We start from the raw sequence: 20,662 nt of genomic DNA on the forward strand, positions 1-20,662 counted from the left end.
CCCCATTTGTGAGGCATCCCCGGTCGGTTTCACTCGCTATGAGTCACTGGACTCGTCTCAGACGAGCTCGGTGACCGTGCCGCCGGCGGCGGCAATCTTCTCCTTGGCGGAGGCGGAGACGGCGTCGACCGTCACCTGCAGCGCCACGGAGATCTCGCCCTGGCCCAGGACCTTGACGAGCTGGTTCTTGCGCACGGCACCCTTGGCGACCAGGTCGGCCACGGTGACCTCGCCACCCTGCGGGTACAGGGCGGCCAGCTTGTCCAGGTTGACGACCTGGAACTCGGTGCGGAACGGGTTCTTGAAGCCCTTCAGCTTCGGGAGGCGCATGTGGAGCGGCATCTGGCCACCCTCGAAGCGCTCCGGAACCTGGTAGCGGGCCTTGGTGCCCTTGGTACCACGACCGGCCGTCTTACCCTTCGACGCCTCACCACGACCGACACGGGTCTTGGCGGTCTTGGCGCCCGGGGCGGGACGGAGGTTGTGGATCTTGAGCGGGTTGTTCTCCGCCATGATCAGTCGACCTCCTCAACCGTCACGAGGTGGCGGACGGTGTGCACCATGCCGCGGAACTCGGGGCGGTCCTCCTTGACGACCACGTCGTTGACCCGCTTGAGGCCAAGCGAACGCAGGGTGTCGCGGTGGTTCTGCTTGCTGCCGATGTACGACTTCGTCTGCGTGATCTTGAGGCGGGCCATCAGACACCCGCCCCAGCGCGCGCACGAAGGAGAGCCGCGGGAGCGACGTCCTCGAGCGGCAGACCGCGGCGGGCCGCGATCTCCTCGGGACGCTGCAGGCCCTTCAGGGCCTCCACGGTCGCGTGCACGATGTTGATCGCGTTGTCGGAGCCGAGCGACTTCGACAGGATGTCGTGAACGCCGGCGCACTCCAGGACGGCGCGCACCGGGCCACCGGCGATCACACCGGTACCGGGGGAAGCAGGCTTCAGCAGGACGACGCCCGCAGCCTTCTCACCCTGGACGGGGTGCGGGATGGTGCCCTGGATACGGGGGACCTTGAAGAAGTGCTTCTTGGCCTCCTCCACACCCTTGGCGATGGCGGCCGGCACCTCCTTGGCCTTGCCGTAACCGACACCCACGGTGCCGTCACCGTCACCCACCACGACGAGCGCGGTGAAGGAGAAACGACGACCACCCTTGACAACCTTGGCGACGCGGTTGATCGCGACTACGCGCTCAACGTACGCGGTCTTCTCGGCGGCAGCAGCGCCACCGTCGCGACCCTTCCGGTCCCGCCGCTCGCCGCCACCGGCACCGCTGCCGCGGCGCTGGGGTCCAGCCATTGGATTACCTCTCTCTGTTACGTCCGTTAGTCCCGGAACCGGGGCCTAGAACTTCAGCCCGGCTTCGCGGGCGGCGTCAGCCAGAGCGGCAATGCGCCCGGCGTACCTGTTGCCACCACGGTCGAACACGACGGCCTCGACACCGGCGGCCTTGGCGCGCTCGGCGACCAGGGCGCCGACCTGCTTGGCCGCCGCGGACTTGTCACCCTCGCCACCACGGATCGACGCGTCCAGGTGGGACGCCGACGCCAGGGTGTGACCCTTGAGGTCGTCGATGACCTGGGCGGTGATACCGCGGTTGCTGCGGGTCACGACGAGGCGCGGACGCTCCGCCGTACCCGAGATGCTCTTGCGGATGCGGATGTGGCGGCGGGCCTTGGCGGCCCGCTTGTAAGCGTCGCCCTTGGCGATCTTCACACCGTATGCCATGGCTTTACTTACCAGCCTTTCCGACCTTGCGGCGGATGACCTCGCCCGCGTACTTGACGCCCTTGGCCTTGTACGGGTCGGGCTTCCGCAGCTTGCGGATGTTCGCGGCGACCTCGCCGACCTTCTGCTTGTCGATGCCCTCGACCGAGAACTTGGTCGGCGACTCGACCTTGAAGGAGATGCCCTCGGGGGCCTCCACCAGGATCGGGTGGCTGTAGCCGAGCTGGAACTCCAGAGCGGAGCCCTTCGCGGCAACGCGGTAACCGACACCGCTGATCTCGAGCGCCTTGGTGTATCCCGTGGTCACACCGGTGATCATGTTGGCCACCAGCGTGCGGGACAGGCCGTGCAGGGCCTTGTTCTGACGCTCGTCGTTCGGACGGGTGACGTTCAGAACGCCGTCCTCGCCCTTAACGATCTCGATGGGGGCGGCGACGGTGTGCGTCAGGGAGCCCTTCGAGCCCTTGACGGTGACCGTACGGCCATCGATGGTGACGTCCACGCCGGCGGGAACCGGGATGGGGAGCTTGCCGATACGAGACATAGCTTTTCCTCCGTTCCCGACTACCAGACGTAGGCGAGGACTTCCCCACCCACGCCCTTCTTCTGCGCCTGCTGGCCGGTCAGGAGACCGTGGGACGTGGAGATGATCGCCACGCCCAGGCCGCCGAGGACCTTCGGCAGGTTGGTGGACTTCGCGTAGACACGCAGACCCGGCTTCGAGATCCGCTTGATGCCGGCGATCGAGCGCTCGCGGTTCGGACCGAACTTCAGCTCGAGGACGAGGTTCTTGCCGACCTCGGCGTCCTCGACCTTCCAGCCGGTGATGAAACCCTCCTGCTTGAGGATTTCCGCGATGTGCGACTTGATCTTGCTGTGCGGCATCACGACGGTGTCGTGGTACGCCGAGTTAGCGTTACGCAGACGCGTGAGCATGTCTGCGATCGGGTCAGTCATGGTCATGAATTGGCCTTCGGCCTCTCTCGCCGGGGTTTCCTGTATGCGCCATCCCTCTCCCCGTACTCAGACGGGACGGGTGCGGCGCGGGGACCTACGGCGTAGTAAGTCGTACGGGCGGCGGACGCCCAACCCCACTAGCCTACGCCATGGGGGCCGGGCCTCCGCCGACCCAGATGCTTACCGAGAGTTACCGGCAAACCCAACTGTCCGAGGACAGAAGGATTTACCAGGAGCTCTTGGTCACGCCCGGCAGCTCGCCACGGTGAGCCATCTCACGGAGGCACACGCGGCACAGGCCGAACTTGCGGTACACGGAGTGCGGGCGGCCGCAGCGCTGGCAGCGGGTGTACGCACGCACACCGAACTTGGGCTTACGAGCAGCCTTGGCAATCAGAGCCTTCTTCGCCATCTCGCTTACGCCTCCTTGAACGGGAAGCCGAGGTGACGAAGGAGGGCCCGGCCCTCGTCGTCGTTGGTCGCCGTGGTCACCACGGTGATGTCCATACCCCGGACGCGGTCGATCTTGTCCTGGTCGATCTCGTGGAACATGACCTGCTCCGTGAGACCGAAGGTGTAGTTGCCACGGCCGTCGAACTGCTTCGGGGACAGGCCGCGGAAGTCGCGGATGCGCGGCAGCGCGAGCGACAGGGTGCGGTCCAGGAACTCCCACATGCGGTCGCCACGGAGGGTGACGTGGGCACCGATCGGCTGACCCTCGCGCAGCTTGAACTGCGCGATGGACTTGCGGGCCTTGGTGACGGCCGGCTTCTGACCGGTGATCGTGGTGAGGTCACGGACAGCGCCGTCGATCAGCTTCGAGTCACGGGCGGCGTCGCCGACACCCATGTTCACGACGATCTTGACGAGGCCGGGGATCTGCATGACGTTCTCGTACTTGAACTCGTCACGCAGCTTGCCCGCGATCTCCTCGCGGTACTTCGTCTTCAGACGCGGAGTGGTAGCCATCAGATGTCCTCACCCGTGCGCTTGGCAACGCGGATCTTGTTGCCCTCTTCGTCGAAGCGGTAACCGACGCGGGTGACGACCTTCTTGCCGTCCTTCTCCACGACCAGCTGAACGTTCGAAACGTGGACGGGGGCCTCGGTGATCACGATGCCGCCGGCCTGGTTCGGACCAGCCTTGGTGTGCTTCTTGACCCGGTTGACACCCTCGACGAGGACGCGGTTCTCAGCCGGCAGGGCCTGGATGACCTTGCCCTGCTTGCCCTTGTCCTTGCCGGTGATGACCTGGACCAGGTCGCCCTTCTTGATCTTCATGCTTACAGCACCTCCGGCGCGAGCGAGATGATCTTCATGAACTTCTTCTCGCGCAGCTCACGGCCGACCGGGCCGAAGATGCGGGTGCCGCGAGGGTCGCCGTCGTTCTTCAGAATGACGGCGGCGTTCTCGTCGAAGCGGATGTACGAGCCGTCCTGGCGGCGGCGCTCCTTGACGGTGCGAACGATGACCGCCTTGACGACGTCACCCTTCTTCACGTTGCCACCGGGGATCGCATCCTTGACGGTGGCGACGATGACGTCACCGATGCCCGCGTAGCGGCGACCCGAACCACCGAGAACACGGATGCAAAGGATCTCCTTGGCACCAGTGTTGTCGGCGACGCGAAGTCGCGACTCCTGCTGGATCACGTCTATCTCCTGTTTGTCTGCCGGTTCCCGGCAGGGGCTTCACCCTTTCAGGTGAGGCCCCTGCCGAGCCTGGCGGAACGAATCCGAGGGAAGGCCCCTCGAACTAATTACTTGGCCTTCTCGAGGATCTCGACGACGCGCCACCGCTTCGTGGCGGACAGCGGCCGGGTCTCCATCAGGAGGACGCGGTCGCCGATGCCGGCGGCGTTCTGCTCGTCGTGCGCCTTGAGCTTGTTGGTACGGCGGATGACCTTGCCGTACAGCGCGTGCTTGACACGGTCCTCGACGGCGACGACGACGGTCTTGTCCATCTTGTCGCTGACGACCAGACCCTCACGGGTCTTGCGGAAACCGCGCTCGATCTTCTCAGTCACGTTCTTCTCGCTCATCAGGCGTTCTCCACCGTCTCGATGCCGAGCTCGCGCTCGTGCATCAGGGTGTAGATCCGGGCGATGTCCTTGCGGACGGCCTTGAGCCGGCCGTTGTTCTCGAGCTGTCCGGTCGCCGCCTGGAAGCGGAGCTTGAACAGCTCTTCCTTGGCCTCACGCAGCTTGGCAACGAGCTCCTCGTTGCCCAGCTCACGCAGCTCCGACGCCTTGGTACCGGCCGCCATCACGACTCACCTGCCTCGCGCTTGACGATCCGGCACTTCATCGGCAGCTTGTGGGCCGCACGAGTCAGAGCCTCACGCGCAATCTTCTCGTTCGGGTAGGACAGCTCGAACATGACCCGACCCGGGTGCACGTTCGCGACCCACCACTCCGGGGAACCCTTACCGGAACCCATGCGGGTCTCGGCGGGCTTCTTCGTGAGCGGGCGGTCCGGGTAGATGTTGATCCAGACCTTGCCGCCACGCTTGATGTGACGGGTCATCGCGATACGAGCGGACTCGATCTGGCGGTTGGTGACGTACGCCGGCGTCAGGGCCTGGATGCCGTACTCGCCGAATGCCACCTCAGTGCCACCCTTGGCCATGCCGCGGCGCTTGGGGTGGTGCTGCTTGCGGTGCTTGACCCTACGAGGGATCAGCATGTCGGTCAGGCCTCCGTTCCGGTGCTCTCGGCCGGAGCAGCGGCAGCGGCCTCGGCCTTGGGGGCCTCGGCAGCAGCGGTCTGCTGCGGCTTGCGGCCGCCACGGCCGCCACGCTCGCCACCGCGGCCACCACGACCGGCGGGGCGGTCAGCGCCACCACGGGCCGGGCGGTTACCCGCACGGGCCGCAGCGTTCTCGGCGCGGACCTCGGCGATGTTCTTGACGTCGCCCTTGTAGATCCAGACCTTCACGCCGATGCGGCCGAAGGTGGTCTTGGCCTCGAAGAAGCCGTACTCGACGTTCGCGCGCAGCGTGTGCAGCGGCACACGACCCTCGCGGTAGAACTCCGAGCGGGACATCTCGGCGCCGCCGAGACGGCCACCACACTGGATCTTGATGCCCTTGGCGCCGGCCTTCATGGCGGACTGCATGCTCTTGCGCATGGCCCGACGGAAGGAGACGCGGGAGGAGAGCTGCTCGGCAACGGCCTGGGCCACGAGCTGAGCGTCGACCTCGGGGTTCTTGACCTCGAGGATGTTCAGCTGGACCTGCTTGCCGGTGAGCTTCTCGAGGTCGCCGCGGATGCGGTCGGCCTCGGCGCCACGGCGGCCGATGACGATGCCCGGGCGGGCGGTGTGGATGTCCACGCGGACACGGTCACGGGTGCGCTCGATCTCAACCTTCGAGATGCCGGCGCGCTCCATGCCGGACGTCATCATCCGACGGATGGCGACGTCTTCCTTGACGTAGTCCTTGTACAGCTTGTCGGCGTACCAGCGCGACTTGAAGTCGGTGGTGATGCCGAGCCGGAACCCGTGCGGGTTTACCTTCTGGCCCATTACCGGGTTCCTTCCTTGCTGCTGACGACCACGGTGATGTGGGAGGTCCGCTTGCGGATCCGGTAGGCACGGCCCTGGGCGCGCGGACGGAACCGCTTCAGGGTCGGGCCCTCGTCAACAAACGCCTCGCTGATGAAGAGCGAGGAGGCGTCCGTGTGGTTGTAGTTGTGCGCGGCGTTGGCGATGGCGCTGTCGAGCACCTTGCCGACCGGCACAGACGCGGCCTGCGGGGCGAAACGCAGGACCGCCTGGGCCTCCGTGGCGTCCATGCCACGGATGAGGTCCACCACACGGCGGGCCTTCATGGGCGTGACGCGGATGTACCGCGCCTGGGCCCTGGCTTCCATGGTTGTCCCTTCGGTGTAAGTCATAGTCGTTCCCACCCCGCGATTAGCGGCGCTTCGACTTCCGGTCGTCCTTGACGTGGCCGCGGAAGGTGCGAGTCGGCGAGAACTCGCCGAGCTTGTGGCCGACCATGGACTCGGTGACGAACACCGGGACATGGGTCTTGCCGTTGTGCACCGCGATCGTGTGGCCCAGCATGGCCGGGACGATCATCGAGCGACGGGACCAGGTCTTGATGACGTTCTTGGTGCCGGCTTCGTTCTGGGCGTCCACCTTCTTGATGAGGTGGTCGTCGACGAAGGGCCCCTTCTTGAGACTGCGCGGCATCTAAACCCGCTCCTAGCGCTTCTTGTTCGTCTTGCGGCGGCGGACGATGTACTTGTTCGACGCCTTCTTGGGCGAACGAGTACGGCCTTCCTTCTGACCCCACGGGGACACCGGGTGGCGACCACCGGAGGTCTTGCCCTCACCACCACCGTGCGGGTGGTCGACCGGGTTCATGGCGACACCGCGAACGGTCGGGCGGACGCCCTTCCAGCGCATGCGGCCGGCCTTGCCCCAGTTGATGTTCGACTGCTCGGCGTTGCCGACCTCGCCGACGGTGGCGCGGCAGCGCACGTCGACCAGGCGGATCTCACCGGACGGCATACGGAGGTGCGCCATGGCACCTTCCTTCGCCAGCAGCTGCACGGAGGCACCCGCGGAACGGGCGAACTTGGCGCCACCACCGGGACGGAGCTCGATCGCGTGGATCGTGGTACCGACCGGGATGTTGCGCAGCGCCAGGTTGTTGCCGGGCTTGATGTCGGCCGTCGGGCCGTTCTCGATCCGGTCGCCCTGGTTCAGGCCGCGCGGAGCGATGATGTAGCGCTTCTCGCCGTCCGCGTAGTGCAGGAGGGCGATGCGCGCGGTGCGGTTGGGGTCGTACTCGATGTGCGCGACCTTGGCCGGCACGCCGTCCTTGTCGTGACGACGGAAGTCGATGACACGGTAGGCGCGCTTGTGTCCGCCACCCTGGTGGCGAACGGTCACACGACCGGCGTTGTTACGGCCGCCCTTGCTGTGCAGGGGACGGACCAGCGACTTCTCCGGCGTGGACCGCGTGATCTCGACAAAGTCGGCGACGCTGGAGCCACGACGGCCCGGAGTCGTCGGCTTGTACTTGCGGATACCCATTTCTCAGTCCTCGTCCGATATTCGGACCAGGGCGCTCCGTTAGGAGGCCTGGCCGAAGATGTCGATACGGTCGCCCTCGGCAAGGGTCACGATGGCGCGCTTGGTGTTGGCGCGCTTACCGAAACCGGTGCGGGTGCGCTTGCGCTTGCCCTGGCGGTTGATCGTGTTCACCCCGGCGACCTTGACCGAGAAGACCGCCTCGACGGCCTGCTTGATCTGGGTCTTGTTGGCGCGGGGGTCGACGATGAACGTGTACTTGTTCTCGTCCAGCAGCGCGTAGCTCTTCTCGGAGACAACCGGGCGGACAAGGATGTCGCGCGGGTCCGTGAAGGTCTTGCTGGTGATCGTGGCGTCAGACATCAGCCCTCGTTCCCTTCGGTCTCGGCGGCCTTGGGGCCAGACACGAAGGACTCGAAAGCGGCCTGGGTGAAGACCACGTCGTCGGAGACGAGCACGTCGTACGTGTTCAGCTGGCCCGGCTCCAGGATGTGCACCTGGGGCAGGTTGCGGGCGGACAGCCACGCCAGCTCGTCAGAGCGCTCGGCGACCAGGAGCAGGTTCTTGCGCTCCGAGATCTTGCCGAACAGCGTCTTGGCGGCCTTGGTGGAGGCGGCACCCTCGACCACGCCGGAGACGACGTGGATGCGGGAGTGACGGGCCCGGTCGGTGAGGGCGCCACGCAGGGCGGCGGCCTTCATCTTCTTGGGGGTCCGCTGCGAGTAGTCACGCGGCACGGGACCGTGGACGACGCCACCGCCGGCGAACTGCGGAGCGCGGGTCGAACCCTGACGGGCGCGGCCGGTGCCCTTCTGGCGGTACGGCTTCTTGCCACCACCACGGACCTCGCCACGCGTCTTGACCTTGTGCGTGCCCTGACGGGCGGCGGCCAGCTGCGCGACGACGACCTGGTGGATCAGCGGAACGCTGACCTTGGCGTCGAAGATCTCGGCCGGGAGCTCGACGGTCCCGGTCTTGTCGCCGGCAGGCGACAGAATGTCAATGGTGCTCATAGTCCTCAGGCCCCCTTGGCCGCGGTGCGGACCAGGACGAGGCCGCCGTTCGGACCAGGAACCGCGCCCTTGATGAGCAGCAGGCCCTTCTCCGCGTCAACGGCGTGAACGGTCAGGTTCTGGGTGGTGACCCGCTCGTTGCCCATGCGGCCAGCCATGCGGAGGCCCTTGAACACACGGCCCGGGGTGGCGCAGCCACCGATGGAACCGGGAGAGCGGTGCTTGCGCTGCGTGCCGTGTCCGGCGCCCAGACCACGGAAGTTGTGGCGCTTCATGACACCGGCGAAGCCCTTGCCCTTGCTCTTGCCGGTGACGTCGACCTTGACGCCGGCCTCGAACACCTGGGCGGTGATCTCCTGGCCGAGCGTGTACTCGCTGGCGTCGGAGGTGCGGATCTCCACCAGGTGGCGGCGCGGGGTGACGTCGGCCTTGGCGAAGTGGCCCTTGAGGGGCTTGTTCACCTTGCGCGGGTCGATCTCGCCGAAGGCGATCTGGACCGACTCGTAGCCGTCGATGTCATTGGTACGGACCTGGGTGACGACGCAGGGCCCGGCCTTGACGACGGTGACCGGGACGACACGGTTGTTCTCGTCCCAGACCTGGGTCATGCCGAGCTTCTCGCCCAGGACGCCCTTGATCTGCTTAGCCATCTTCTCCGCGCCTCTCAGAGCTTGATCTCGATGTCGACGCCGGCCGGAAGGTCCAGGCGCATCAGCGAGTCAACGGTCTTGGGCGTCGGGTCGAGGATGTCGATCAGGCGCTTGTGCGTGCGCATCTCGAAGTGCTCGCGCGAGTCCTTGTACTTGTGCGGCGACTTGATGACGCAGTACACGTTCTTCTCAGTGGGCAGCGGCACCGGGCCCGCGACCGACGCACCAGTGCGGGTCACCGTCTCGACGATCTTCTTCGCCGAGGAGTCGATGACCTCGTGGTCGTAGGCCTTGAGCCGGATGCGGATCTTCTGTCCCGCCATGGCTACTCAGTAGTCCTTTGTCTAGTGAAACGCTCTGGAACTCGGTCGGCTGCGCTTCCGCGCCGCCTCCCTCCGACCCACGCGGTCGGGCGTGTCGCACTCCCGCTCAGAAAATTCCCATACGGAAACTCCCTGCATCAGGGGTTGCGGCCCGCCAGGGCCACGCTTCGGGGGAGAGACACCCACCGAGTGCCTGGTCGGCACCCCGCCCACGCTTCCCGGAAGATTCCCGTACGTCCGCCCCAGTGCTGCCCCGAGGGGCAGGTAAAGGCGACGAGTACTGTGGGACTCGCTTCCGGTCCTCCCGGCGGGAGGCGCGCAGCATCGGCACTCAACCGAGCAACCCCGACAGTCTGCCATACGAGACATGTAGTGCGCCAATCGGGGCCGAAGAGAATACCCCGCGCGGTGATGAGGTCAAACCACGGCGCGCGGGTCGCCCCCCAGGGGCCGGCGGTCCGGCGGCCCCTGGAGGACCGGGGGCACCCCTAGGTGCGGCTCACCACGCCGCAGCCGTCCATCCCGTTCCGGTCCAGCGTCCTGCTGCGGTCGTACGGGTCGACCGGCGGGCCGGAGGGCGTCGGGCCGCCGGTGGGCGCCGCACCCCGCCGCAGCGGCGGGTGCAGGAACCCGTCGGAGGTGTCGCAGGAGCCGTTGGCGTGCTCGTACTGGACGCTCCCCACCCAGAGCTTGCCGGCCGTGCCCTCCCACTTGCGGCTGTCGGCGACGGTGAAGGTGATCTGCCGCCGCACGACCGTCCGCTCCACCGCGGTGCCGCCCGGCTCGACCACGGGGTACACGAACGTGTAGTCCGCCACCACCTGGGCCTGGCCGTGGGTCTCCCCGGGCCTCAGCTCTATGTGCCCGCGCACCTTCACCACCGGGCCGGCCGGCTGCGCCTCGGTGGGCTTGAACCGGGTGAACAGCGTCAGCGCGTTGTCGGTGGCCGTCGGCTGCTCCAGCCCCTTCTCGACCTCGCTCTTGAACTCCTTGTTCAGCGGGTCCAGCAGCGCCAGCGCGGCCCCGGGCCGCTCACCGCGCAGCGTGGCGGGGTCCAGGTTGGCCGCGACGAGGAACTCCTTGACCCGGGCCAGCTGGGCGGCGATCGCCTCCTGGGAGACCCCGCCCACGGCCTTGGCCTCGGGCAGCTCGATCCCGGCGGCCCCGTCGGCCCACTGGAGGGCCGGGGAGCCGCGGAAGGGGTCCGACGGGGTGCCCCGGTCCGGCGCGGTCTGCTCGGGCGCCCGGCTGGGCCGTGCGGTCTCGGCGGGCAGCGGCGTACGGTCTCCCCCGCCCTTGCCCACCAGTCGGTCGATCAGCAGCTCCGGCCGCAGGGCGATCAGCGCCAGCCCGGCGATCAGCAGCAGGATCAGGACGGTGCGGACCGGACCGGGCCTGCGCCGGCCCTCCAGCTCCTGCCAGGCCGGCCCGGTGCGCCACCCCTCGGGCTCGCTCCGTACGGCCTTCGGCGTGCGCCGCCACCGGCCGCGGCGTGCGGCGCGGGCGCGCTCCTCGTCCTCGCGCCGCAGCCGCTCGGTCACCATCCGCGCCCGCGCCGACGGCTCCTTGGGCGCGCTCCCCTGCTCCGACTCGGCCCGCGCCACGAACGCGGCCCACTCCTCGTCGCTCACGGACGGCCGCCCGTCGTTCGTTCCCACCGCTGTGCGTCCCCACCCTTGTCTGTCATGGTCATGCATCGCGGAGCATCTCACGCCGTGACCGAGGGGCCCTCCCCCGCCCCGGTGGCCGCCCCCCGCCCCGGTGCCGGCCCCGGCAACGCGAAGGGGCCCCGTCCCGCCGCCGAAGCGGTGGGACGGGGCCCCTTCAGGAGCTCTGGAGAGCTACCAGGTCAGACCTGCAAGCAAGGAACTTACTTGACGATCTTGGTGACCTGGCCGGCGCCGACGGTCCGGCCACCCTCACGGATGGCGAACTTCAGGCCCTCCTCCATGGCGACCGGCTGGATCAGCTGGACGGACATGGAGGTGTTGTCGCCCGGCATGACCATCTCGGTGCCCTCGGGGAGGGTCACGACGCCGGTCACGTCCGTGGTACGGAAGTAGAACTGCGGGCGGTAGTTGTTGAAGAACGGCGTGTGGCGGCCACCCTCGTCCTTGGACAGGATGTAGGCCTGCGCCTCGAACTCGGTGTGCGGGGTGACCGAGCCCGGCTTGATGATGACCTGGCCGCGCTCGACGTCCTCGCGCTTGATGCCGCGGAGCAGCAGACCGACGTTCTCACCGGCCTGGCCCTCGTCGAGCAGCTTGCGGAACATCTCGATGCCGGTGACCGTGGTGGAGGTCTTCTCCGGCTTGATGCCGATGATGTCGACGGTCTCGTTGACCTTCAGGACACCACGCTCGATACGACCGGTGACGACGGTGCCACGACCGGTGATCGTGAAGACGTCCTCGACCGGCATCAGGAACGGCTTGTCGGTGTCACGCGGCGGGGTGGGGATCGCCTCGTCGACGGCCTTCATGAGGCCGAGGAGCTTCTCGCCCCACTCCTTGTCGCCCTCGAGGGCCTTGAGCGCGGAGACGCGGACGACCGGCAGGTCGTCGCCCGGGAACTCGTACTCGGAGAGGAGCTCACGCACCTCGAGCTCGACGAGCTCCAGGATCTCCTCGTCGTCCACCATGTCGGCCTTGTTCAGGGCGACGACGATGTACGGAACGCCGACCTGGCGGGCCAGGAGCACGTGCTCCTTGGTCTGCGGCATCGGGCCGTCGGTGGCGGCGACCACGAGGATGGCGCCGTCCATCTGCGCGGCACCGGTGATCATGTTCTTGATGTAGTCCGCGTGACCCGGGCAGTCGACGTGGGCGTAGTGACGCGCCTCGGTCTGGTACTCGACGTGCGCGATGGAGATGGTGATACCGCGCTGGCGCTCCTCGGGAGCCTTGTCGATCTGGTCGAAGGCCGAAGCCTCGTTCAGGTCCGGGTACGCGTCGTGCAGCACCTTGGTAATGGCGGCCGTGAGGGTCGTCTTACCGTGGTCAATGTGACCGATGGTGCCGATGTTGACGTGCGGCTTAGTCCGCTCGAACTTCGCCTTCGCCACTGGGGTCCTCCTGTGGAGTGGTTCTGTACGCCTTACTCATCGGCGCCAGGTGATCTTTGCTGGAATGCCGGCCCTCCGGGGCAACGAAAGTGTTGCTCCCGTTGCCCCAGAGGCTCCGGTGACAAGCCTAAAGCGTGTACTCGGGAGAGTTACTCGCCCTTGGCCTTCGCGATGATCTCCTCGGCGACGTTCCGCGGAACCTCGGCGTAGGAGTCGAACTGCATCGAGTAGCTTGCGCGACCCGAGGTCTTGCTGCGGAGGTCGCCGACGTAGCCGAACATCTCCGACAGCGGCACGAGGCCCTTGACGATGCGGGCGCCGTGACGCTCCTCCATGGCCTGGATCTGACCACGGCGGGAGTTGATGTCGCCGATGACCTCACCCATGTAGTCCTCGGGCGTGGTGACCTCGACGGCCATCATCGGCTCGAGCAGCACGGGGCTGGCCTTGCGCGCGGCCTCCTTGAAGGCCTGCGAACCGGCGATCTTGAAGGCGAGCTCGGAGGAGTCGACCTCGTGGTAGGCACCGTCGTGGAGGATCACGCGGACGCCGGTCATCTCGTAGCCGGCCAGGATGCCGAAGGCCATGGCCTCCTGCGCACCCGCGTCCACCGAGGGGATGTACTCCTTGGGGATGCGGCCACCGGTGACCTTGTTCACGAACTCGTACGAGGCGTCGCCGCCCTCGATCGGCTCGATGCCGATCTGGACCTTGGCGAACTGACCCGTACCACCGGTCTGCTTCTTGTGCGTGTAGTCCACGCGCTCGACGGCCTTGCGGATCGTCTCGCGGTAGGCCACCTGCGGCTTGCCGACGTTGGCCTCGACCTTGAACTCACGGCGCATGCGGTCGACCAGCACCTCGAGGTGCAGCTCGCCCATACCGCCGATGATGGTCTGGCCGGTCTCCTCGTCCGAGTGGACCTGGAAGGAGGGGTCCTCCTCCGCGAGACGCTGGATGGCGACACCCAGCTTCTCCTGGTCGCCCTTGGACTTGGGCTCGATGGCGACCTGGATGACCGGGGCCGGGAAGTCCATGGACTCCAGGATGACCGGGGCCTTCTCGTCGCACAGCGTCTCACCGGTGGTGGTCTGCTTCAGGCCCATGACGGCGACGATGTCGCCGGCGCCCACCGAGTCGATCTCCTCACGCTTGTTCGCGTGCATGCGGTAGATCTTGCCGATGCGCTCCTTCTTGCCCTTGACGGAGTTCAGCACCGAAGAGCCGGACTCCAGGCGGCCCGAGTAGACCCGGACGAAGGTGAGCTTGCCGAGGTGCGGGTCGCTCATGATCTTGAACGCCAGCGCCGAGAGGGGCTCCTCGTCGGACGGCTTGCGCTTGACGATCTCCTCCGCGTCCTTGACGTCGTGGCCCTCGATGGCCTCGACGTCCAGGGGCGACGGCAGGTAGCGAACGACAGCGTCGAGCAGGGGCTGGACGCCCTTGTTCTTGAACGCGGTGCCGCAGAACACGGGGGTGACAGTGGTGCTGCCGCCCTTGCCGGAGGCGATGGTGATGCGGCGGATGGCCGCGTACAGCTGCTCCTCGGTCGGCTCCTCGCCGCCCAGGTACAGCTCCATCATCTCTTCGTCGTTCTCGGCGACGGCCTCGAGCAGCTTGCCGCGCCACTCCTCGGCCGCCTCGGTGTGCGTGGCCGGGATGTCGACGACGTCGTACATCTCGCCCTTGGTGGCCTCGGCGGACCACACGAGGGCCTTCATGCGGACGAGGTCGACGACGCCCTGGAAGTCGGCCTCGGCACCGATCGGGAGCTGCATGACGATCGGGGTCGCGCCGAGGCGGTCCACGATCATGTCGACGCAGCGGTGGAACTCGGCGCCGGTGCGGTCGAGCTTGTTGACGAAGCAGATGCGGGGCACGCCGTAACGGTCGGCCTGGCGCCACACCGTCTCGGACTGCGGCTCGACACCGGCGACACCGTCGAACACGGTGACGGCACCGTCGAGGACGCGGAGCGAACGCTCCACCTCGACGGTGAAGTCGACGTGACCCGGGGTGTCGATGATGTTGATCGTGTGGTCGACGTCCTCGAGCGGCCAGTGGCAGGTCGTCGCGGCGGACGTGATCGTGATGCCGCGCTCCTGCTCCTGCTCCATCCAGTCCATCGTGGCGGCGCCGTCGTGGACCTCGCCGATCTTGTACGACACACCGGTGTAGAACAGGATGCGCTCGGTCGTGGTCGTCTTGCCCGCGTCGATGTGGGCCATGATGCCGATGTTGCGCACCTTGGCCAGGTCAAGCGAAGTGGTAGCCATGTCGGCTCAGTCTTCTCTCGGTCTCGATGGGGGTTGCGACTACCAGCGGTAGTGCGCGAAGGCCTTGTTGGACTCGGCCATCTTGTGCGTGTCCTCACGCTTCTTGACCGAAGCGCCGAGGCCGTTCGAGGCGTCCAGCAGCTCGTTCATGAGGCGCTCGGTCATGGTCTTCTCGCGGCGGGCGCGGGAGTACCCGACCAGCCAGCGCAGCGCGAGGGTGGACTGACGGCCGGGCTTGACCTCGACCGGGACCTGGTAGGTCGCGCCACCGACACGGCGGGACTTGACCTCGAGGGACGGCTTGACGTTCTCCAGCGCGCGCTTCAGCGTGATGACCGGGTCGTTGCCGGTCTTCTCGCGGAGGCCTTCCATGGCGCCGTAGACGATGCGCTCGGCGGTGGAGCGCTTGCCGTTCAGGAGGATCTTGTTGATGAGCGAGGTCACCAGAGGAGAACCGTAGACCGGGTCGATGATGACCGGGCGCTTCGGGGCGGGGCCCTTACGAGGCATTCTTACTTCTCCTTCTTGGCGCCGTAGCGGCTGCGGGCCTGCTTGCGGTTCTTGACAGCCTGCGTGTCAAGCGCACCGCGGATGATCTTGTAACGAACACCCGGCAGGTCCTTCACACGGCCACCTCGCACGAGCACGATGGAGTGCTCCTGCAGGTTGTGCCCCTCACCCGGGATGTAGGCCGTGACCTCGATGCCCGAGGTCAGACGCACACGCGCGACCTTACGGAGGGCCGAGTTCGGCTTCTTCGGGGTGGTGGTGAACACACGCGTGCAGACACCACGACGCTGAGGGGAAGAGTTCAGCGCGGGCGTCTTCGTCTTCTCGACCTTGTCCTGCCGGCCCTTTCGGACCAGCTGCTGGATCGTAGGCACTACTTCTCCGGTTTCTGTGTGCCGTTCAGTAAAGCTAACCTGGAACTTTTCCGACCCACGCGGTCGGGCGTGTCGGACCCGGACACTTCCGCGAAGTGCGGAAACGTACAAGGATCGCGGTGGCTGATACGGTCACGGGCGGTTCATGGACACGCTCGTGACGGGGCACACCCCAGGCACAAGGTCTGAGCGTACCTACCGCACTCACTCCGGTCAAAACAAAAGCCGCGCCGCCGGGCGGCCCGACGGGGCCCGCAAAGGCCCAGCACAGGCCTCGCCGGAGGCCCTCAGCAGCGGCCTCCACCAGTCCGGGTTGTCCCGGTACCAGCGGACGGTGCGGGCCAGTCCGGTGGCCAGGTCGTGGCGCGGTGCGTAGCCGAGTTCGGCGCGGGCCTTGCCCCAGTCGACGCTGTAGCGCACGTCGTGGCCCTTGCGGTCCTCGACCAGGCGGACGGAGTCCCAGCTCGCGCCGCAGGCGTCGAGCAGCAGGGCGGTGAGCTCGCGGTTGGTGAGCTCGGTGCCGCCGCCGATGTTGTAGACCTCGCCCGGGCGGCCCTTGGTCCGTACGAGCTCGATGCCGCGGCAGTGGTCCTCGACGTGCAGCCAGTCGCGGACGTGCCGGCCGTCGCCGTACAGGGGGACGGTCAGCCCGTCGATCAGCCGGGTGACGAACAGCGGGACGATCTTCTCGGGGTACTGCATCGGGCCGTAGTTGTTGGAGCAGCGGGTGACGCGCACGTCCAGGCCGTGCGTGCGGTGGCAGGCCAGCGCCAGCAGGTCGGACGACGCCTTGGAGGCGGCGTACGGGGAACTGGGCCGCAGCGGGTCGGTCTCCGGCCAGGAGCCGTGCTCGACGGAGCCGTACACCTCGTCGGTGGAGACGTGCACGAACGTACGGACGCCGTGGCGCACGGCGGCGTCCAGCAGCGCCTGGGTACCGAGCACGTTGGTGCGGACGAAGGCGCCGCCGTCCTCGATGGAGCGGTCCACGTGCGACTCGGCGGCGAGGTGGACCACGGTGTCCACACCGGGGAGGAGCGCGTCGAGCAGGGCGTGGTCGGTGATGTCGCCGCGGCGGAAGCGCAGGCGCGGATGATCGGCCAGGTCCGCGAGATTGGCGCGGTTGCCGGCGTACGTCAGCTTGTCGAGCACCGTGACGGTCAGGTCCGCGCGGGAGTCGGCGCCGGTCAGCAGCATGCGGGTGTAGTGCGAGCCGACGAAGCCGGCTCCCCCGGTCACGAGGACGTGCGGCACGGTCGGGCCTGCCTTTCCCTTGCTGAGCGGCCGGTCCATCCCGGCGAACTACACTTCCGGAGCGATCCCGCCCGAAGCGACCGAGCACGATCACAGGAGCAGCCAGTGGCGACCCCGTCCAGCCGACCCCGTACGTCCCGGTGGCTGACGGGCCTCGACGGCCGTTCCCGTCTCGTGCGCCTCTCCCGCCCCTCCCGCCCCTCCAGTGTGGCGGGTCCTGGCGGTCCCGCGGGCCCTCTGCTCGCCTTCGCCGTCACCGTGACGGCGTTCTGCGCGGCCTGGGTGGCCCGGGGCTCGTTCCCCTTCGGCGCCACGGGCCGTGCGATCAACGACCAGGCCAACCAGTACGTGCCCTTCCACCGCGCGCTGTGGGACCTGGCGCACGGCCAGGCGGCCGGCGACCTGCTGTTCACCTGGCGGGGCGGCTTCGGCCAGCAGTTCCTCTCCGACTACTACACCTACCTGGGCAACCCGCTGTCCTGGCTGGCCGTCGTGGTCCCCCGCGCGCACGTGGACCTCGCCGTCTTCGTCGTCACCCCCCTGACCATGGGGCTCGCCGCCGCCGTGATGACGGTCTACCTCGGCAAGCTCGTGCCGGGCCCCTGGTGGCAGCGGGGCGTGCTCGGGGCGGCGTACGGCCTGTGCGGCTGGGCCCTGTCCGACGCCTCGTACATCCCGATGTGGCTGTGGGGCCTGGTGGCGCTGCCGATGCTCGGCATCGCGGTCGAGTGGTGCCTGGAGCGGCGGCGCTGGCCGGCCGCGACCGTCCTCGTCGCGCTCGCCTGGCTGGGCAACTTCTACACGGCGATGATGGCCACGATGGCGGCCTGCGTGCTGCTGCTGATCCGGCTGGTCGTCCTCGACCTGACCGGGCGGCAGCGCCTGCGCGCGCTGGGGCGGGCGGCCGGCGCCGCGGCCACCGGCATCCTGCTGAACCTTCCGCTGCTCCTGCCGTCCTTCCTGTCCAGCGGGGCGGCGCAGCCGACGAAGGCGGGGGCGTTCGACCCGGTCCGGCTGGAGATCTTCCTGACCGGCATGCTGCCGGCCACGCACCTGTGGGGCGGCCGGCCGCGGCTGTACATCGCCTCGCTGGGGATGGTCCTGGCCGGGACGTTCGTCCTCAACACGGCCGTCGCCCGGCGCACCCGGCTGGTGTGGACGGTGGCGGTCGTGCTGGTCGCGGCCTCGTTCCAGTTCCCGCCCACCCAGTACGTCTGGCACGGTCTGGCGGTCCCGAACGGCAACCCGTACCGGGAGGCCTTCGTGTTCTCCGGGATGCTGGTGATCGTCGCCTGGATGTGCCTGGCCCACCGGCCGCGCCCGCTGCACCTGGCGGTGACCGCGGCCCTGATGGTGGCGGCCGCCTTCGTGCTGCGGCACACCGACGACTTCGGCGGGGCCACCTGGTACGCCGTCCTGGGCGGCGGCGCGGTCTCGCTGCTGGCCCTGTGCCTGCTCGCGCGCGCCGAGCGGCACCCCCGGCTGGTCCCGGTCGCCGCGGTCCTCATGGTCGCGGTGGTGCTGGGCGAGTCCGCGCTGGCCGCCCTGAACGCCGACCAGCGCCGGTCCCGCGAGGGCTGGGCGACACCGGCCGTCACCTCCAGCGGGTCGATCACCCGGCACTTCGAGGCGGTCCGCTCCGCCGACGGCTGGCCGGCCTACCGCACCGACTCCGGCTCGCCCCAGACCTCGTACAACGACGCCCTGGCCCTGCGCGCGGAGGGCCCGCAGTACTACAGCAGCTACCTGCCGGCCGCCACCTTCGAGGCCCTGGAGCCCCTCGGGTACGGCTACAAGAACGACGGGCGCACGATCTTCGGCGCCGACAACCCGGTCCTGGACGCGATCTTCGCCATCGGCGCCCGGGTCCGCCCGGACGCCACCGGCGACGGCTGGCACGCCGACCGCTTCCCGGCCCCGCCCCTGGTCACGCTCCGCCCCACCCTGGCGTTCACCTCGCCGGCCCCGGCCGACAGCGTCTACGCCCGCCAGGAGAACGTCCTCGGCGCCGCGGTCCACGAGGTTCCGACCCCCACCCGCACCGGCGCCACCTGGACGGCGCGCTGCACCCCGGGCACGGAGGCCTTCTGGTACTCCCCCGACACCACGGGCACCCTGCGGACCGCCACGGGCACCTCGCTCCCCCTGGAGGCCAGGATGACCGGCGTGGTGCGCCTGGGCCCGGTCCCCGCCTCGGGCGAGGTGAGGGCGACGGTCGACTCCGCCACGACCGGGCCGTCGGTCCCCGCCCACCCGATCGGCTGCCTGGACCGCGCCCGCCTCGACGCCGCGATCGCGCACCTGCGCGCGACGGGCGCCACCCGCGTCCAGCCGGACGGCCACACCCTGAAGGCCACCTTCCCGGCCGGCTCCACCGGCACGGCCGTCATCGCCACCACGGCCACCCCCGGCTGGCAGTGCTCCCGCCCCACGACGCCCTTCCACGGCCTCCTGGCCGTCCCCCTCACGGGCGACACCACCACGATCACCTGCACCTACACCCCCAAGGGCCTCCTCCCCGGCCTCGCCGCGGGCGCAGCGGCCCTGGTGACCCTCCTGACGGCCTGCGCCACCACCCTCCACCGCAACCGCCGCACCCGCAGCACCCCCGAGCCCCCGGCAGGGCCTCACGGGGGAACCCAGGACGCGGCGGATCTTCGATCAGTACATTGACCACCCGGACGATCGGGGGGGCTGCCATGGATTCCGCTGTTCTGCCTGGTGACGGCGGTCTCGGTGACCGGGTGCCGTTCCTGGCGCGGCTGGAGGCCGAGGACGCCTCCGCGTTACGGGGCCTCGGCCGCCCGATCACTTTCGCCGCCCGTTCCCCGCTCATGCAACAGCACGAGCCGTCCACCCATGTGCTGCTGATCCTCACCGGCTGGACCAAGGTCACCGTCGCCGGCGCCGGCGGCTACCACGCTCTGCTGGCCCTACGCGGCCCCGGCGACATCGTCGGCGAATCCGCCGGTGTCACCGGTCGGCCGCGCTCGGCCACCGTGACCGCACTCGAACCCGTCCAGGCCGTGGCCATCGATCAGCACGGCTTCCACACCTTTCTGGCGCACCGCCCCAGGGTCGCCCTCACCCTGCTCGGCCTCACCGCGGACCGGATCCGCGCAGCGGACCAGCGGCAGCTGGAGTTCGCGTCCATGAGCGTGCGCGAGCGCCTGGCCGCGCTGCTCATCGACCTCAGCCGGACCCATGGCCGGCGCACCGAGGACGGCGTCGAGATCACCGTCCCGCTGACGAAGCAGGAGCTCGCGGGTGCCGTCGGCGCCTCGCGCGAGATGGTGCAGCGCCAGCTCCGGGAGCTCCGCGCCCGCGGGGTCGTGAGCACCGGGCGGCGCGCGCTGGTGATCGTACGGCCGGACGTCCTGCACCGGATCGGTCGCCCGCACGCCTGAGCCCGGCGCGCCAGCCGCGCCCGCCGCGCGCGCCGCTTCGCCGGCAGGACCGGGCGGGTCGG

At 68.5% G+C, this 20,662-nt stretch carries 29 protein-coding genes; 2 read left to right on the forward strand and 27 right to left on the reverse strand.

The window, feature by feature from the left end:
• Positions 1-57: 57 nt before the first annotated feature.
• The 27 genes from rplO to rfbB form a co-directional block, all read right to left on the reverse strand.
• Complete coding sequence (gene rplO, locus LG632_RS04350; protein ID WP_226725355.1) at positions 58-513, reverse strand: 50S ribosomal protein L15; 456 nt, start codon at positions 511-513, stop codon at positions 58-60.
• A 2-nt stretch (positions 514-515) separates the two neighbouring features.
• Positions 516-698: a 50S ribosomal protein L30 gene (gene rpmD / locus LG632_RS04355; RefSeq protein WP_071273185.1), complete on the reverse strand. Its 183-nt coding sequence runs from the start codon at positions 696-698 to the stop codon at positions 516-518.
• Positions 698-1,303: a 30S ribosomal protein S5 gene (gene rpsE, locus LG632_RS04360; protein WP_226725357.1), complete on the reverse strand. Its 606-nt coding sequence runs from the start codon at positions 1,301-1,303 to the stop codon at positions 698-700. Before rpsE ends, rpmD begins: the two co-directional genes overlap by 1 nt.
• A gap of 45 nt (positions 1,304-1,348) precedes the next feature.
• Positions 1,349-1,732 (reverse strand): 50S ribosomal protein L18, encoded by a 384-nt coding sequence (gene rplR, locus LG632_RS04365; RefSeq protein WP_226725359.1) that lies wholly within the window; start codon positions 1,730-1,732, stop codon positions 1,349-1,351.
• 4 nt (positions 1,733-1,736) lie between these two features.
• Positions 1,737-2,276 (reverse strand): 50S ribosomal protein L6, encoded by a 540-nt coding sequence (gene rplF, locus LG632_RS04370; RefSeq protein ID WP_125642205.1) that lies wholly within the window; start codon positions 2,274-2,276, stop codon positions 1,737-1,739.
• Positions 2,277-2,296: 20 nt separating this feature from the next.
• Positions 2,297-2,695: a 30S ribosomal protein S8 gene (gene rpsH / locus LG632_RS04375; RefSeq protein WP_030201558.1), complete on the reverse strand. Its 399-nt coding sequence runs from the start codon at positions 2,693-2,695 to the stop codon at positions 2,297-2,299.
• A 220-nt stretch (positions 2,696-2,915) separates the two neighbouring features.
• A complete protein-coding gene (locus LG632_RS04380; protein ID WP_003956452.1) occupies positions 2,916-3,101 on the reverse strand; it encodes a type Z 30S ribosomal protein S14 in 186 nt (61 codons plus the stop codon).
• A gap of 5 nt (positions 3,102-3,106) precedes the next feature.
• Positions 3,107-3,658: a 50S ribosomal protein L5 gene (gene rplE / locus LG632_RS04385; protein ID WP_226725361.1), complete on the reverse strand. Its 552-nt coding sequence runs from the start codon at positions 3,656-3,658 to the stop codon at positions 3,107-3,109.
• Positions 3,658-3,969, reverse strand: a complete 312-nt coding sequence (rplX, locus tag LG632_RS04390) for a 50S ribosomal protein L24 (RefSeq protein ID WP_226725363.1) — start codon at positions 3,967-3,969, stop codon at positions 3,658-3,660. The genes rplE and rplX overlap by 1 nt, the downstream gene beginning before the upstream one ends.
• Positions 3,970-3,971: 2 nt before the next feature.
• The gene (gene rplN, locus LG632_RS04395; RefSeq protein ID WP_003956455.1) at positions 3,972-4,340 is read right to left on the reverse strand and encodes a 50S ribosomal protein L14; all 369 of its coding nucleotides are present in this window, start codon (positions 4,338-4,340) and stop codon (positions 3,972-3,974) included.
• A 107-nt stretch (positions 4,341-4,447) separates the two neighbouring features.
• Positions 4,448-4,729 carry a 30S ribosomal protein S17 gene (rpsQ, locus tag LG632_RS04400; protein ID WP_125642213.1) on the reverse strand — a complete coding sequence of 94 codons (282 nt, stop codon included), beginning with the start codon at positions 4,727-4,729 and terminating at the stop codon, positions 4,448-4,450.
• Positions 4,729-4,953, reverse strand: coding sequence for a 50S ribosomal protein L29 (rpmC, locus tag LG632_RS04405; protein WP_125540842.1), 225 nt, complete (start codon positions 4,951-4,953; stop codon positions 4,729-4,731). The genes rpsQ and rpmC overlap by 1 nt, the downstream gene beginning before the upstream one ends.
• Positions 4,953-5,372: a 50S ribosomal protein L16 gene (gene rplP / locus LG632_RS04410; RefSeq protein ID WP_125642216.1), complete on the reverse strand. Its 420-nt coding sequence runs from the start codon at positions 5,370-5,372 to the stop codon at positions 4,953-4,955. The genes rpmC and rplP overlap by 1 nt, the downstream gene beginning before the upstream one ends.
• 5 nt (positions 5,373-5,377) lie before the next feature.
• Positions 5,378-6,211 (reverse strand): 30S ribosomal protein S3, encoded by an 834-nt coding sequence (rpsC, locus tag LG632_RS04415; protein WP_125642222.1) that lies wholly within the window; start codon positions 6,209-6,211, stop codon positions 5,378-5,380.
• The gene (gene rplV / locus LG632_RS04420; protein ID WP_030201575.1) at positions 6,211-6,558 is read right to left on the reverse strand and encodes a 50S ribosomal protein L22; all 348 of its coding nucleotides are present in this window, start codon (positions 6,556-6,558) and stop codon (positions 6,211-6,213) included. Before rplV ends, rpsC begins: the two co-directional genes overlap by 1 nt.
• A gap of 43 nt (positions 6,559-6,601) precedes the next feature.
• Positions 6,602-6,883: a 30S ribosomal protein S19 gene (gene rpsS, locus LG632_RS04425; protein ID WP_017949661.1), complete on the reverse strand. Its 282-nt coding sequence runs from the start codon at positions 6,881-6,883 to the stop codon at positions 6,602-6,604.
• Positions 6,884-6,895: 12 nt separating this feature from the next.
• A complete protein-coding gene (gene rplB, locus LG632_RS04430; protein WP_125642230.1) occupies positions 6,896-7,732 on the reverse strand; it encodes a 50S ribosomal protein L2 in 837 nt (278 codons plus the stop codon).
• A gap of 39 nt (positions 7,733-7,771) precedes the next feature.
• Positions 7,772-8,092: a 50S ribosomal protein L23 gene (gene rplW / locus LG632_RS04435; protein WP_226725365.1), complete on the reverse strand. Its 321-nt coding sequence runs from the start codon at positions 8,090-8,092 to the stop codon at positions 7,772-7,774.
• Positions 8,092-8,742 carry a 50S ribosomal protein L4 gene (rplD, locus tag LG632_RS04440; protein WP_226725367.1) on the reverse strand — a complete coding sequence of 217 codons (651 nt, stop codon included), beginning with the start codon at positions 8,740-8,742 and terminating at the stop codon, positions 8,092-8,094. The genes rplW and rplD overlap by 1 nt, the downstream gene beginning before the upstream one ends.
• 5 nt (positions 8,743-8,747) lie before the next feature.
• A complete protein-coding gene (rplC, locus tag LG632_RS04445) occupies positions 8,748-9,392 on the reverse strand; it encodes a 50S ribosomal protein L3 (RefSeq protein ID WP_226725369.1) in 645 nt (214 codons plus the stop codon).
• Between the two features lie 14 nt (positions 9,393-9,406).
• Positions 9,407-9,715, reverse strand: a complete 309-nt coding sequence (gene rpsJ, locus LG632_RS04450; RefSeq protein ID WP_003948644.1) for a 30S ribosomal protein S10 — start codon at positions 9,713-9,715, stop codon at positions 9,407-9,409.
• Between the two features lie 488 nt (positions 9,716-10,203).
• The gene (locus LG632_RS04455; protein WP_226725371.1) at positions 10,204-11,346 is read right to left on the reverse strand and encodes a hypothetical protein; all 1,143 of its coding nucleotides are present in this window, start codon (positions 11,344-11,346) and stop codon (positions 10,204-10,206) included.
• Between the two features lie 239 nt (positions 11,347-11,585).
• Positions 11,586-12,779, reverse strand: coding sequence for an elongation factor Tu (tuf, locus tag LG632_RS04460; RefSeq protein ID WP_226725373.1), 1,194 nt, complete (start codon positions 12,777-12,779; stop codon positions 11,586-11,588).
• 149 nt (positions 12,780-12,928) lie between these two features.
• On the reverse strand, positions 12,929-15,055 hold the full coding sequence (gene fusA, locus LG632_RS04465) for an elongation factor G (RefSeq protein WP_226725374.1): 2,127 nt from the start codon (positions 15,053-15,055) through the stop codon (positions 12,929-12,931).
• Positions 15,056-15,094: 39 nt separating this feature from the next.
• Positions 15,095-15,565, reverse strand: a complete 471-nt coding sequence (gene rpsG, locus LG632_RS04470; RefSeq protein WP_125642252.1) for a 30S ribosomal protein S7 — start codon at positions 15,563-15,565, stop codon at positions 15,095-15,097.
• 2 nt (positions 15,566-15,567) lie between these two features.
• Positions 15,568-15,939 (reverse strand): 30S ribosomal protein S12, encoded by a 372-nt coding sequence (gene rpsL / locus LG632_RS04475; RefSeq protein WP_125642255.1) that lies wholly within the window; start codon positions 15,937-15,939, stop codon positions 15,568-15,570.
• 213 nt (positions 15,940-16,152) lie between these two features.
• The gene (gene rfbB / locus LG632_RS04480; RefSeq protein ID WP_374203396.1) at positions 16,153-17,232 is read right to left on the reverse strand and encodes a dTDP-glucose 4,6-dehydratase; all 1,080 of its coding nucleotides are present in this window, start codon (positions 17,230-17,232) and stop codon (positions 16,153-16,155) included.
• Positions 17,233-17,298: 66 nt separating this feature from the next.
• Here rfbB and LG632_RS04485 point away from each other — a divergent pair, with 66 nt between their 5' ends.
• Both LG632_RS04485 and LG632_RS04490 read left to right on the forward strand, forming a co-directional pair.
• A complete protein-coding gene (locus tag LG632_RS04485) occupies positions 17,299-19,866 on the forward strand; it encodes a YfhO family protein (RefSeq protein ID WP_226725378.1) in 2,568 nt (855 codons plus the stop codon).
• Positions 19,867-19,892: 26 nt separating this feature from the next.
• A complete protein-coding gene (locus LG632_RS04490; protein WP_226725380.1) occupies positions 19,893-20,600 on the forward strand; it encodes a Crp/Fnr family transcriptional regulator in 708 nt (235 codons plus the stop codon).
• Positions 20,601-20,662 lie beyond the last annotated feature (62 nt).

This window comes from Streptomyces antimicrobicus, assembly GCF_020532625.1.
In the GTDB taxonomy this organism is placed as follows: Bacteria; Actinomycetota; Actinomycetes; order Streptomycetales; family Streptomycetaceae; genus Streptomyces; species Streptomyces antimicrobicus.

Excerpts from the sequence above, each read along its gene's own strand:
- rplO (WP_226725355.1), bottom strand. The coding sequence starts at position 513 with ATGGCGGAGAACAACCCGCTCAAGATCCACAACCTCCGTCCCGCCCCG.
- rpmD (WP_071273185.1), bottom strand. The coding sequence starts at position 698 with ATGGCCCGCCTCAAGATCACGCAGACGAAGTCGTACATCGGCAGCAAG.
- rpsE (WP_226725357.1), bottom strand. The coding sequence starts at position 1,303 with ATGGCTGGACCCCAGCGCCGCGGCAGCGGTGCCGGTGGCGGCGAGCGG.
- rplR (WP_226725359.1), bottom strand. The coding sequence starts at position 1,732 with ATGGCATACGGTGTGAAGATCGCCAAGGGCGACGCTTACAAGCGGGCC.
- rplF (WP_125642205.1), bottom strand. The coding sequence starts at position 2,276 with ATGTCTCGTATCGGCAAGCTCCCCATCCCGGTTCCCGCCGGCGTGGAC.
- rpsH (WP_030201558.1), bottom strand. The coding sequence starts at position 2,695 with ATGACCATGACTGACCCGATCGCAGACATGCTCACGCGTCTGCGTAAC.
- LG632_RS04380 (WP_003956452.1), bottom strand. The coding sequence starts at position 3,101 with ATGGCGAAGAAGGCTCTGATTGCCAAGGCTGCTCGTAAGCCCAAGTTC.
- rplE (WP_226725361.1), bottom strand. The coding sequence starts at position 3,658 with ATGGCTACCACTCCGCGTCTGAAGACGAAGTACCGCGAGGAGATCGCG.
- rplX (WP_226725363.1), bottom strand. The coding sequence starts at position 3,969 with ATGAAGATCAAGAAGGGCGACCTGGTCCAGGTCATCACCGGCAAGGAC.
- rpsQ (WP_125642213.1), bottom strand. The coding sequence starts at position 4,729 with ATGAGCGAGAAGAACGTGACTGAGAAGATCGAGCGCGGTTTCCGCAAG.
- rpmC (WP_125540842.1), bottom strand. The coding sequence starts at position 4,953 with ATGGCGGCCGGTACCAAGGCGTCGGAGCTGCGTGAGCTGGGCAACGAG.
- rplP (WP_125642216.1), bottom strand. The coding sequence starts at position 5,372 with ATGCTGATCCCTCGTAGGGTCAAGCACCGCAAGCAGCACCACCCCAAG.
- rpsC (WP_125642222.1), bottom strand. The coding sequence starts at position 6,211 with ATGGGCCAGAAGGTAAACCCGCACGGGTTCCGGCTCGGCATCACCACC.
- rplV (WP_030201575.1), bottom strand. The coding sequence starts at position 6,558 with ATGGAAGCCAGGGCCCAGGCGCGGTACATCCGCGTCACGCCCATGAAG.
- rpsS (WP_017949661.1), bottom strand. The coding sequence starts at position 6,883 with ATGCCGCGCAGTCTCAAGAAGGGGCCCTTCGTCGACGACCACCTCATC.
- rplB (WP_125642230.1), bottom strand. The coding sequence starts at position 7,732 with ATGGGTATCCGCAAGTACAAGCCGACGACTCCGGGCCGTCGTGGCTCC.
- rplW (WP_226725365.1), bottom strand. The coding sequence starts at position 8,092 with ATGTCTGACGCCACGATCACCAGCAAGACCTTCACGGACCCGCGCGAC.
- rplD (WP_226725367.1), bottom strand. The coding sequence starts at position 8,742 with ATGAGCACCATTGACATTCTGTCGCCTGCCGGCGACAAGACCGGGACC.
- rplC (WP_226725369.1), bottom strand. The coding sequence starts at position 9,392 with ATGGCTAAGCAGATCAAGGGCGTCCTGGGCGAGAAGCTCGGCATGACC.
- rpsJ (WP_003948644.1), bottom strand. The coding sequence starts at position 9,715 with ATGGCGGGACAGAAGATCCGCATCCGGCTCAAGGCCTACGACCACGAG.
- fusA (WP_226725374.1), bottom strand. The coding sequence starts at position 15,055 with ATGGCTACCACTTCGCTTGACCTGGCCAAGGTGCGCAACATCGGCATC.
- rpsG (WP_125642252.1), bottom strand. The coding sequence starts at position 15,565 with ATGCCTCGTAAGGGCCCCGCCCCGAAGCGCCCGGTCATCATCGACCCG.
- rfbB (WP_374203396.1), bottom strand. The coding sequence starts at position 17,232 with ATGGACCGGCCGCTCAGCAAGGGAAAGGCAGGCCCGACCGTGCCGCAC.
- LG632_RS04490 (WP_226725380.1), top strand. The coding sequence starts at position 19,893 with ATGGATTCCGCTGTTCTGCCTGGTGACGGCGGTCTCGGTGACCGGGTG.